At 58.9% G+C, this 11330-nt stretch carries 15 protein-coding genes; 13 read left to right on the plus strand and 2 right to left on the minus strand.

The features are described from left to right. Positions 1-10 precede the first annotated feature (10 nt). The 11 genes from phnF to phnP all read left to right on the plus strand — a co-directional run bounded on the left by phnF (position 11) and on the right by phnP (position 8188). Positions 11-736, plus strand: a complete 726-nt coding sequence (gene phnF, locus SK58_RS00075) for a phosphonate metabolism transcriptional regulator PhnF (RefSeq protein WP_017694699.1) — start codon at positions 11-13, stop codon at positions 734-736. Further along, on the plus strand, positions 737-1189 hold the full coding sequence (gene phnG, locus SK58_RS00080) for a phosphonate C-P lyase system protein PhnG (RefSeq protein ID WP_017694700.1): 453 nt from the start codon (positions 737-739) through the stop codon (positions 1187-1189). Then, complete coding sequence (gene phnH, locus SK58_RS00085) at positions 1186-1770, plus strand: phosphonate C-P lyase system protein PhnH (RefSeq protein ID WP_003860219.1); 585 nt, start codon at positions 1186-1188, stop codon at positions 1768-1770. The genes phnG and phnH overlap by 4 nt, the downstream gene beginning before the upstream one ends. Continuing rightward, complete coding sequence (locus SK58_RS00090) at positions 1770-2834, plus strand: carbon-phosphorus lyase complex subunit (protein WP_032104783.1); 1065 nt, start codon at positions 1770-1772, stop codon at positions 2832-2834. The genes phnH and SK58_RS00090 overlap by 1 nt, the downstream gene beginning before the upstream one ends. Next, positions 2827-3672: an alpha-D-ribose 1-methylphosphonate 5-phosphate C-P-lyase PhnJ gene (phnJ, locus tag SK58_RS00095; RefSeq protein ID WP_006810438.1), complete on the plus strand. Its 846-nt coding sequence runs from the start codon at positions 2827-2829 to the stop codon at positions 3670-3672. Before SK58_RS00090 ends, phnJ begins: the two co-directional genes overlap by 8 nt. Then, positions 3669-4424 carry a phosphonate C-P lyase system protein PhnK gene (gene phnK / locus SK58_RS00100; protein WP_039271996.1) on the plus strand — a complete coding sequence of 252 codons (756 nt, stop codon included), beginning with the start codon at positions 3669-3671 and terminating at the stop codon, positions 4422-4424. The genes phnJ and phnK overlap by 4 nt, the downstream gene beginning before the upstream one ends. Before the next feature lie 207 nt (positions 4425-4631). Continuing rightward, the gene (gene phnL, locus SK58_RS00105) at positions 4632-5312 is read left to right on the plus strand and encodes a phosphonate C-P lyase system protein PhnL (RefSeq protein ID WP_045340458.1); all 681 of its coding nucleotides are present in this window, start codon (positions 4632-4634) and stop codon (positions 5310-5312) included. After that, entirely contained in the window at positions 5309-6445 is a 1137-nt protein-coding gene (gene phnM, locus SK58_RS00110) for an alpha-D-ribose 1-methylphosphonate 5-triphosphate diphosphatase (protein ID WP_048219181.1), read from the plus strand. Before phnL ends, phnM begins: the two co-directional genes overlap by 4 nt. Further along, complete coding sequence (phnN, locus tag SK58_RS00115) at positions 6442-6993, plus strand: ribose 1,5-bisphosphokinase (RefSeq protein ID WP_026080559.1); 552 nt, start codon at positions 6442-6444, stop codon at positions 6991-6993. The genes phnM and phnN overlap by 4 nt, the downstream gene beginning before the upstream one ends. Next, the gene (phnO, locus tag SK58_RS00120) at positions 6986-7420 is read left to right on the plus strand and encodes an aminoalkylphosphonate N-acetyltransferase (protein ID WP_045141422.1); all 435 of its coding nucleotides are present in this window, start codon (positions 6986-6988) and stop codon (positions 7418-7420) included. Before phnN ends, phnO begins: the two co-directional genes overlap by 8 nt. A 9-nt stretch (positions 7421-7429) precedes the next feature. Then, the gene (gene phnP / locus SK58_RS00125) at positions 7430-8188 is read left to right on the plus strand and encodes a phosphonate metabolism protein PhnP (RefSeq protein WP_015570216.1); all 759 of its coding nucleotides are present in this window, start codon (positions 7430-7432) and stop codon (positions 8186-8188) included. 54 nt (positions 8189-8242) lie between these two features. On the opposite strand, the gene yjdP is transcribed toward phnP, so the two are convergent. Together yjdP and rpiB are read right to left on the minus strand one after the other, a co-directional pair. Beyond that, entirely contained in the window at positions 8243-8566 is a 324-nt protein-coding gene (yjdP, locus tag SK58_RS00130; RefSeq protein WP_017382647.1) for a DDRRRQL repeat protein YjdP, read from the minus strand. A gap of 69 nt (positions 8567-8635) precedes the next feature. Next, positions 8636-9085 (minus strand): bifunctional allose-6-phosphate isomerase/ribose-5-phosphate isomerase RpiB, encoded by a 450-nt coding sequence (gene rpiB, locus SK58_RS00135; RefSeq protein ID WP_023295775.1) that lies wholly within the window; start codon positions 9083-9085, stop codon positions 8636-8638. 351 nt (positions 9086-9436) lie between these two features. Here rpiB and alsR point away from each other — a divergent pair, with 351 nt between their 5' ends. Together alsR and alsB are read left to right on the plus strand one after the other, a co-directional pair. After that, positions 9437-10327, plus strand: coding sequence for a MurR/RpiR family transcriptional regulator (alsR, locus tag SK58_RS00140; RefSeq protein ID WP_015570213.1), 891 nt, complete (start codon positions 9437-9439; stop codon positions 10325-10327). Between the two features lie 64 nt (positions 10328-10391). Beyond that, on the plus strand, positions 10392-11327 hold the full coding sequence (gene alsB, locus SK58_RS00145) for a D-allose transporter substrate-binding protein (protein ID WP_015570212.1): 936 nt from the start codon (positions 10392-10394) through the stop codon (positions 11325-11327). Positions 11328-11330: the final 3 nt, after the last annotated feature.

Genomic DNA, 11330 nt, shown 5'->3' on the forward strand with positions numbered 1-11330 from the left:
TTTGATTTGTATGCACTTATCCAGACATCCGACCAGTTACCCCACCCGCTGGCAAGAGATTGCGGCCAAGCTCGAAGTGGAGCTGCGCACGCACTACCGCTGCGGAGACTACCTGCCCGCCGAGCAGCAGCTTGCCGACCGCTACGAAGTGAATCGCCACACCCTGCGTCGCGCCATCGATCAACTGGTGGAGCGCGGCTGGGTCCAGCGCCGTCAGGGCGTCGGCGTGCTGGTGCTGATGCGTCCGTTCGACTACCCGCTCAATGCCCAGGCGCGTTTTAGCCAGAACCTGCTCGATCAGGGCAGCCACCCCACCAGCGAAAAGCTGCTGTCAGTCCTGCGCCCCGCCTCCCGCCACGTGGCGGACGCGCTGGGGATTCAGGAGGGCGACAACGTCGTTTACCTGCGCACGTTGCGCCGGGTGAACGGCGTGGCGGTCTGTCAGATCGACCACTACTTCGCGGACCTCACCCTCTGGCCCGTGCTGCAACATTTCGCCAGCGGTTCCCTGCATGATTTTCTTCAGGACGCGACGGGTATCGCGCTCAAACGCACCCAGACGCGCATCAGCGCCCGCCGCGCGCAGGCGAAAGAGAGCAAGGTGCTGGAGATCCCCAACATGGCCCCGCTGCTCTGCGTGCGCACCCTCAACCACCGTGACGGCGACGTCAACGCAACGGAATACTCCGTCAGCCTGACCCGCGCCGACATGATTGAATTTACCATGGAGCACTGAATGCACTTCGACACCTCCACTCGTCAGCGCTGGATGCGCGTGCTGGCCCACAGCCAGCCTGATGCGCTGGCTGCCCGCATGAGCGCGCTCGGCCTGACGCCGGACTACGACACGATCCGCGCGCCGGAGATCGGCCTGGTGCAGATCCAGGCACGCATGGGCGGCACCGGCGAGCGCTTCTTCGCCGGCGATGCCACCCTCACCCGCGCGGTGATCCGCCTGAAAAGCGGCACGCTGGGCTACGGCTACGTACTTGGGCGCGACAAAACGCACGCCGAGCGCTGCGCAGCGATCGACGCGCTTTTACAGGAACAGCCGCATTTTCAGACGTTAATGGAAACCCTTATTGCCCCGCTGGAAGCCGACCGCGCCGCACGCCTTGCCGCGCGTCAGGCCGAAGTGAATACCAGCCGGGTCGACTTCTTTACGCTCGTTCGCGGAGACAACGCATGACGCTTCAACCTGCTTTTACCCTGGCCGTCCAGGATGCCCAACAGAGTTTCCGTCGCCTGCTGAAAGCCATGAGCGAGCCGGGCGTCATTGTCTCGCTGCACCAGCTCTCCCAGGGCTGGCTGCCGCTGAACCTCGCCTCGACCAGCGTGCTGCTGACGCTGGCGGACAACGACACCCCGGTATGGCTGTCAGGCGCATTGCTGAACGATATCGCCAGCCAGAACCTGCGCTTTCACACCAACGCGCCGCTGGTCGAGCAGCCCCAGCAGGCGGTCTTCGCCGTGGCCGACGAGCAAATCAGCCACGAACAGCTTAACGCCCTGAGCGAAGGCAGCGCCGTCGCACCAGAAACCAGCGCTACGCTGATTTTGCAGGTCTCCAGCCTGAGCGGTGGCCGCATGCTGCGCCTGACGGGTGCAGGGATCGCCGACGAGCGGATGGTCGCCCCCCAGCTGCCGGAGTGCATCATTCATGAGCTGACCGAGCGCCCGCATCCGTTCCCGCTCGGTATCGACCTGATCCTGACCTGCGGCGAGCGCCTGCTGGCGATCCCGAGAACCACTCACGTGGAGGTGTGCTGATGTACGTTGCCGTCAAAGGGGGCGAGAAGGCGATCGCCGCCGCCCATGCCTTGCAGGCGCACAGACGCCGGGGGGATGACGCCCTTCCCGAGCTGAGCGTCGCCCAGATTGAACAGCAGTTAAACCTGGCCGTCGACCGCGTGATGACCGAAGGCGGCATCGCGGACCGCGAACTGGCGGCGCTGGCGCTGAAACAGGCCAGCGGCGATAACGTGGAAGCCATCTTCCTGCTGCGCGCTTACCGCACTACGCTTGCGAAGCTGGCGGTTAGCGAGCCGGTGAATACGGCGGAAATGCGATTAGAGCGCCGTATTTCTGCGGTGTACAAAGATATTCCTGGCGGCCAGCTGCTTGGTCCGACCTACGACTACACCCATCGCCTGCTGGACTTCACTCTGCTGGCGAACGGTGAAACACCGCAGCTCAGCGTCTCTGACGCTGAACAAGACGCCTCCCCTCACGTCTTTAGCCTGCTGGCAAACCAGGGGCTGGCGAAGGCGGAAGAGGACACCGGCAGCACACCGGATGACATCACCCGCACGCCGCCGGTCTATCCCTGTTCGCGCTCGTCCCGCCTGCAACAGCTGATGCGCGGCGATGAAGGGTATCTGCTGGCGCTGGCCTACTCCACGCAGCGCGGCTATGGGCGCAACCACCCCTTCGCGGCAGAGATCCGCAGCGGTTATATCGACATTGAAATCGTGCCGGAAGAGCTGGGTTTTGCGGTGAACATCGGCGAAATGCTGATGACCGAGTGCGAAATGGTCAACGGTTTTGTCGCGCCAGAGAATGAAGATCCGCACTTTACCCGCGGCTACGGGCTGGTGTATGGCCTGAGCGAGCGCAAGGCGATGGCGATGGCGCTGGTTGACCGTGCACTCCAGGCGCCGGACTACGGCGAGCATATTGCAGGCCCGGCACAGGACGAAGAGTTCGTGCTGGCCCACGCGGATAACGTTGAGGCCGCCGGCTTTGTCTCGCACCTCAAGCTGCCGCACTACGTCGATTTCCAGGCCGAACTGGAACTGCTGAAACGCCTGCAACGGGAGCGCGCCAATGGCTAACTTAAGCGGCTACAACTTTGCCTATCTGGACGAACAAACTAAACGCATGATCCGCCGCGCCATCCTGAAGGCAGTGGCGATCCCCGGCTACCAGGTGCCGTTCGGCGGCCGCGAAATGCCAATGCCCTACGGCTGGGGCACCGGCGGTATACAGATCACCGCCAGCGTGATTGGCGAAGCGGACGTGCTGAAGGTCATCGACCAGGGGGCAGACGACACCACCAACGCCGTGTCGATCCGCAACTTCTTTAAGCGCGTAACAGGCGTCAACACCACCGAAAAAACCGAAGACGCGACGCTGATCCAGACCCGTCACCGCATTCCGGAGACCCCGCTGACTGAAGATCAGATTTTGATTTTCCAGGTGCCGATCCCGGAGCCGCTGCGCTTTATCGAGCCGCGGGAAACCGAAACCCGCACCATGCACGCTCTGGAAGAGTACGGGATCATGCAGGTCAAACTGTATGAGGACATCGCCCGCTTCGGCCATATCGCCACCACCTACGCCTACCCGGTGAAGGTGAACGGCCGCTACGTGATGGACCCGTCGCCGATCCCGAAATTCGATAACCCGAAGATGGACATGATGCCCGCCCTGCAACTTTTTGGCGCCGGACGGGAAAAACGCATCTACGCCGTACCGCCGTACACCCGTGTGGAGAGTCTGGATTTTGACGATCACCCGTTTACGGTGCAGGAGTGGGACGAGCCGTGCGCCATCTGCGGTTCGAAGCATAGCTATCTGGATGAAGTGGTGCTGGACGACACGGGCAAACGGATGTTTGTCTGCTCCGACACCGATTACTGCCGCCAACAGAGCGAGGCGAACAGCCAATGAAACCGCTGCTTTCGGTTAATAACCTGACTCACCTTTATGCGCCGGGCAAAGGCTTTAACGACGTGTCGTTTGAGCTGTGGCCGGGCGAAGTGCTGGGCATTGTCGGCGAGTCCGGCTCCGGTAAAACCACCCTGCTGAAGTCCATCTCCGCGCGCCTGACGCCGCAGAATGGCGACATTTTGTATGAAGGCATGTCGCTGTATGGCATGAGCGAAGCCGATCGCCGCCGCCTGCTGCGCACCGAGTGGGGCGTGGTGCACCAGCACCCGATGGATGGCCTGCGCCGCCAGGTCTCGGCGGGGGGCAACATCGGCGAACGGCTGATGGCCACCGGCGCGCGCCACTACGGCAACATCCGCGCCACGGCGCAGCACTGGCTGGAAGAGGTTGAAATTCCCGCCTCGCGCATCGACGACCTGCCGACCACCTTCTCCGGCGGCATGCAGCAGCGTTTACAGATTGCCCGCAATCTCGTCACCCATCCGAAGCTGGTGTTTATGGATGAACCGACCGGCGGGCTGGACGTCTCTGTACAGGCTCGCCTGCTCGACCTGCTGCGCGGCCTGGTGGTGGAGCTAAACCTGGCGGTGGTGATTGTCACCCACGATTTAGGCGTCGCGCGCCTGCTGGCAGACCGCTTGCTGGTGATGAAGCAGGGTCAGGTGGTGGAAAGTGGGTTAACCGACCGCGTGCTCGACGATCCCCATCATCCGTATACCCAGCTGCTGGTGTCGTCCGTATTGCAGAACTGAGGGCGCGGTTGCCGGGTGGCGCTGCGCTTACCCGGCCTACGAACACCGCACCTTGTAGGCCGGGTAAGGCGAAGCCGCCACCCGGCAAAACGAACACCGCACCCGTAGGCCGGGTAAGGCGAAGCCGCCACCCGGCAAAACGAACACCGCACCCGTAGGCCGGGTAAGGCGAAGCCGCCACCCGGCAAAACGAATCGCGAGGCCAAAATGATCCACGTTGAAAATGTCAGTAAAACCTTTGTGCTCCACCAGCAAAACGGCGTCCGCCTGCCGGTACTGCAAAATGCCTCGTTAGAGGTCAGCAACGGCGAATGCGTGGTGCTGCATGGCCATTCCGGCAGCGGAAAATCCACCCTGCTGCGCTCCCTGTATGCCAACTACCTGCCGGACGAAGGCCATATTCATATTCGCCATAACAATGAATGGGTCGATCTGGTTCAGGCTCCCGCGCGCAAAGTGCTGGAAGTGCGCCGCTCGACGATCGGCTGGGTCAGCCAGTTCCTGCGGGTGATCCCGCGGATCTCCGCCCTGGACGTGGTCATGCAACCCCTGCTGGATCTCGGCGTGCCGCGCGAAACCTGCGCCGCTAAAGCCGCCAGCCTGCTGACGCGCCTCAACGTACCGGAGCGTCTGTGGCACCTCGCCCCGTCGACCTTTTCCGGCGGCGAGCAGCAGCGCGTCAACATCGCCCGCGGCTTTATCGTCGATTACCCGATTTTACTCCTGGATGAACCCACCGCCTCGCTCGACAGTAAGAACAGCGCAGCGGTGATGGAACTGATCGAACAGGCCAAAGCGCGCGGCGCGGCGATCGTCGGGATCTTCCACGACGAAACCGTACGCAGCCGCGTGGCAGACAGACTGCACCCGATGGGGACACACGTATGATTATCAATAACGTCAGGCTGGTGCTGGAAAACGAGGTGGTTGGCGGCTCAATCGAGATCCAGGACGGCGTCATCCGCGCCTTTGCCGAAACCCGGAGCCGCTCACCGGAAGCGATGGACGGCGAAGGCGGCTGGCTGCTGCCGGGGCTGATTGAGCTGCATACCGATAACCTCGATAAATTCTTCACCCCGCGCCCGAAGGTCGACTGGCCTGCTCATTCAGCGATGAGCAGCCACGACGCGCTGATGGTCGCCAGCGGCATCACCACGGTGCTGGACGCGGTAGCGATTGGCGACGTGCGCGACGGCGGCGATCGCCTGGAGAACCTGGAGAAGATGATCAACGCCGTGGAGGAGACGCAAAAGCGCGGCCTCAACCGCGCCGAGCACCGCCTGCACCTGCGCTGCGAGCTGCCACACCACACCACCCTGCCGCTGTTTGAGAAGCTGGTGGGCCGCGAGCCGGTCTCGCTGGTTTCCCTGATGGATCACTCGCCGGGGCAGCGCCAGTTCGCCAACATTGAAAAGTATCGCGAATACTATCAGGGCAAATATTCGCTCAACGACGCGGAGATGGCGCGCTACGAAGAAGAGCAGCTCCAGCTGGCGGCCCAGTGGTCGCAGCCGAATCGCCTCTCCATTGCCGCGATGTGCCGGGACCGTAATATTGCCCTGGCCAGCCATGACGACGCCACGCACGATCACGTGCGCGAATCCCACCAGCTTGGCAGCGTGATAGCTGAATTTCCCACCACGTTTGAAGCGGCAGAGGCATCGCGTAAGCACGGCATGAACGTCCTGATGGGCGCGCCAAATATCGTGCGCGGCGGATCGCACTCCGGCAACGTGGCGGCAAGCAGGCTCGCCTCGCTCGGCCTGCTGGATATCCTCTCCTCTGACTATTACCCCGCCAGCCTGCTGGACGCGGCCTTCCGCGTCGCGGACGACGAGAACAACAGCTTCACGCTGCCACAGGCGATTCGCCTGGTGACGAAAAACCCGGCCAGCGCGCTTAATCTTCACAATCGCGGTGAAATTGCCGAGGGGAAACGGGCCGATCTGGTGCTCGCCCACCGTAAGGGCGAGCACATTCATATCGACCACGTCTGGCGTCAGGGAAAGAGGGTGTTCTGATGGGAAGACTCATCTGGTTAATGGGCCCGTCCGGCTCCGGGAAGGACAGCCTGCTGTCGGCGTTACGGCAGCGGGAACATTCACAGCTGCTGGTCGCGCACCGCTATATCACGCGCGATGCCAACGCCGGAAGCGAGAACCATATCGCCCTGAGCGAGCAGGAGTTTTTTACCCGCGCCGGACAAAACCTGCTGGCGCTGAGCTGGCATGCCAACGGTTACTACTATGGCGTCGGTATTGAGATTGACCTCTGGCTGCATGCGGGGTTCGACGTACTGGTTAACGGCTCGCGGGCGCATCTCCCGCAGGCTCGCGCCCGGTACGAAGCGGCGCTGCTCCCGGTCTGTTTGCAGGTTTCCCCGGACGTTCTCCGTAGCCGGCTGCAAAAGCGGGGGCGCGAAAACGCGCGCGAGATCGACCAGCGGCTGGAACGGGCGGCACGCTACACCCCGTCGGGTTGCCATCTCCTCAATAACGACGGAAGTTTGCTACAGTCAGTCGAGACCTTTCTATCGCTTATTCGCCAGAAGGAGAAACAGCATGCCTGACTGCCAGCTTCGCCCCGCCACCGCCGACGATGCGCCGATCGTTTACGCGCTGGTCTGCGAACTTAAGCAGGCCGAGTTCGATCATCAGGCGTTTCACGCCGGGTATCTGGCCAACTTGCAGGATCACAATATGCGCTACCAGCTGGCCGAGCTGGACGGGCAGATCATCGGTATGATCGGCCTGCATATGCAGTTTCACCTGCATCACGCCCGCTGGATCGGCGAGATCCAGGAGCTGGTGGTGATGCCGCAGGCGCGCGGATTAAAAGTGGGCAGCCAGCTGCTGGCCTGGGCAGAGGACGTCGCGCGACAGGCAGGCGCCGAGCTGACCGAGCTTTCCACCAGCGTGAAGCGCGTGGACGCGCACCGTTTTTATGTTCGTGAAGGATATACGCAAAGCCATTTCCGCTTCACCAAACCGCTGTAGAGGTGCGTTATGAGTCTGACGATCACGCTGACAGGAACCGGAGGGGCGCAGCTGGTGCCGGTGTTTGGCTGCGACTGCGCGGCGTGCCGACGGGCGCGTTTACAGGAAAATTATCGCCGTCGCCCCTGTAGCGCGGCGGTGAAATTCAACGATTCGGTCACCTTGCTGGACGCGGGTATTCCACACCTGATGGACGACTGGCCCGCGGGGAGTTTCAGGCAGATTTTGCTTACCCATTATCATATGGATCACGTTCAGGGGCTTTTTCCTCTGCGCTGGGGCGTGGGAGCGACCATTCCGGTTTACGGTCCGCCGGACGACGCAGGCTGTGACGACCTGTTCAGGCATCCGGGCCTTCTCGATTTCAGCCACACGGTGGAGCCGTTTGTGATGTTTGAACTTCAGGGCTTGCGGGTCACGCCGCTGCCGCTCAACCATTCAAAACTCACGTTTGGCTATCTGCTGGAGTCCGCCCACAGCCGCGTGGCGTGGCTTTCTGATACCGCCGGGCTACCGGATAAAACGGTGACGTTTCTGCTAAACAATCAGCCGCAGGCGATGATTATCGACTGTAGCCATGAACCGCGCCCGGAGACGCCGCGCAACCATTGTGACTTGAATACGGTGATTGCGCTGAACGAGGTGATTGGCTGTCCGCAGGTGATCCTGACGCATATCAGCCATCAGTTTGACGTGTGGATGATGGATAACCCGCTGCCGTCCGGCATTGAAGCGGGGTATGACGGGATGATGCTGGTACTGGATTAGGTTTTGCCGGGTGGCGGCTGCGCCTTACCCGGCCTGTGCGTTGCAATACCGGGGTTACCACCGATCGTAATCATCCTCCAACCGGCGCTCATCCTCTTCTAACCGACGCCGATCGTCATCCAGCTGCCGCTGACGCTCGTCTAAACGCTGGCGTCGATCTTCTAACTGTCGACGACGATCGTCGTACTGGCGGCTGTCGGTTTGACGGCTGCGATCGTAACGATCGTCGTCGTCATCATTACGGCTGCTGCCGGGGTTATAGGCGTCGTTGATCGCCTGCTGAATATTGCCAATGGCATCATCAATCACATCGGCATGCGCCAGTTGGCTGGTTAAAGTCAGCAGACCCAATAACAGAGCGGTAGAGTAACGTTTCATAAGGCCAGACTCGCAGGTGAACTGGCCTTACGGTAATGAATGGCAGGGAACCGGGGTAGCGGAGGAATCTCAATTCCTGGCCTGTTCAATCGCCCCTATCGCATCGACTCGCGCCTGATGTCGTCCCCCTTCAAACGGTGCATTTAGCCAGGCATCGACGATCATTTTTGCCAGCTCCAGTCCGACCACGCGCGAACCAAATGCCAGCACATTCGTGTTGTTATGCTGCCTTGAAAGCTGAGCTGAATAAGGTTCGCTACAGACCACTGCGCGGATGCCCGGGAACTTATTGGCCGTAATGGAGATCCCTACCCCCGTTCCGCAGATCAGGATGCCGCCATCCACCTCCTTATCGATAATAGCCTGTGCAACCGCGCTGGCATAATACGGGTAGTCAGTACGCTCCGGGGAACAGGTGCCTTTATCCACCACGTCGATGCCACGCGCGCGCAGATGGGCCAGAATATCCTCTTTCAGCATAAAACCTACGTGATCGCAGCCAAATGCAATCTTTTTCATAATAAACCTCATCGTGGGTTAACTTTACGAACTCGATGGAGTTGTGATTTAAGACCGGTCAGTTGTGCAATAAAACCTCAAAACCATCGAGTTCTGCGCGTGTTCTACACCCCTGACTTTGACATTTCAACTCTCTCATGACGGTATATTTCTTACGGCATGCATTAAAATCCGTTAACGTGTCATAATTATATTATTGATTTTTAAGGTCATCCTAAAGCAACCGCCCATCAAAACTTCACAGACAATAAAACTTTATGAATTTTCAAACATTGTGAAGTTGCCAGCATATTTTCATGCCAGAGTGTGGTGATATAGTGTCGTCTTCATTTTTAAGGACAAAAGAGAGCGATGAGTCAGTCAGAATTTAAAAAAGAGCTGCCTAACGGCATTGGCCTTGCACCGTACCTGCGCATGAAGCAGGAAGGCATGACCGACAACGAAAGCCGTATCGTCGACTGGCTGCTCCAGCCGGGTAACCTGAGCGGCGCGCCTGCGATTAAAGACGTTGCCGAAACGCTGATGGTGTCGGAAGCGATGATCGTGAAAGTGGCCAAACTGCTCGGCTTTAGCGGTTTCCGTAACCTGCGTGCGGCGCTGGTCGACTACTTCTCGCAATCCGAACAAGTATTACCTGCGGAACTCGCTTTTGATGAAGCACCACAGGATGTGGTTAACAAAGTGTTCAATATTACGCTGCGCACCATTATGGAAGGCCAGTCGATAGTGAACGTGGATGAAATTCACCGCGCGGCACGTTTCTTCGCCCAGGCCAACCAGCGCGATCTGTACGGTGTGGGTGGTTCTAACGCTATTTGCGCCGACATCCAGCATAAGTTTCTACGCATCGGCGTGCGCTGCCAGTCGTATCAGGACGCGCACATTATGATGATGTCGGCATCGCTGCTGAAGGAAGGGGATGTGGTACTGGTGGTCTCCCATTCCGGCCGCACCAGTGATGTGAAAGCAGCAGTTGAGTTAGCAAAAAAGAACGGCGCCAAAATTATCTGTATTACCCATAGCTACCATTCGCCGATTGCTAAACTTGCTGATTATATTATTTGTTCGCCAGCACCAGAGACCCCGTTATTAGGGCGCAACGCCTCCGCGCGTATATTACAGCTTACATTATTAGATGCGTTATTTGTTTCCGTTGCACAACAAAATATCGAACAGGCCACACTTAATATGCAAAAAACCGGCGCTATTGTGGATTTCTTCTCTCCTGGCGCACTGAAGTAAATTAAAAGGTTAATCCTGCTCAGGCGGGATTAACAACAACATACCCTACATTGAGAACACTGCTATGAATAAATATCTGAAATATTTCAGCGGCGCCGCTATGGGCTTAATGTTATCCACCAGCGCGTTTGCTGCTGCGGAATATGCGGTGGTATTAAAAACGCTCTCCAATCCATTCTGGGTGGATATGAAGAAAGGGATTGAAGATGAAGCCAAAACCCTGGGAGTAAGCGTTGATATTTTTGCCTCGCCGTCAGAAGGGGATTTTCAGTCCCAGCTACAGCTGTTCGAAGATCTGAGTAATAAAAAATACAAGGGTATCGCTTTTGCCCCACTCTCCTCCGTGAATCTGGTCATGCCCGTCGCGCGCGCCTGGCAGAAAGGTCTCTATCTGGTGAATCTCGATGAAAAAATCGATATGGATAACCTGAAAAAAGCAGGTGGCAATGTAGAGGGGTTTGTCACAACGGACAACGTGGCCGTCGGCGCAAAAGGGGCCGATTTTATTATCAATAAACTTGGTGCGGAGGGGGGCGAAGTCGCAATCATTGAGGGTAAAGCCGGTAACGCATCGGGCGAGGCGCGCCGCAATGGCGCAACAGAAGCCTTCAAAAAAGCAAACCAAATTAAGCTGGTTGCCAGCCAGCCCGCTGACTGGGATCGCATTAAAGCTCTGGATGTGGCAACCAACGTGCTGCAACGAAACCCGAATCTGAAAGCCTTCTACTGCGCGAACGATACCATGGCGATGGGCGTGGCACAGGCGGTGGCAAACGCCGGTAAAATCGGCAAAGTGCTGGTGGTCGGCACCGATGGTATCCCAGAGGCGCGTAAGATGGTCGAAGCCGGTCAGATGACGGCAACCGTCGCACAAAACCCGGCGGACATCGGGGCGACCGGCCTGAAATTAATGGTGGATGCCGCGAAAACCGGGAAAGTCATCCCGCTGGAAAAAACGCCTGAATTCAAGTTGGTGGATTCGATTCTGGTGACAAAATAACGC

Origin of the sequence: Enterobacter sp. BIDMC93 (assembly GCF_001037805.1) — a bacterium.
Lineage (GTDB): Bacteria > Pseudomonadota > Gammaproteobacteria > Enterobacterales > Enterobacteriaceae > Enterobacter > Enterobacter hormaechei_C.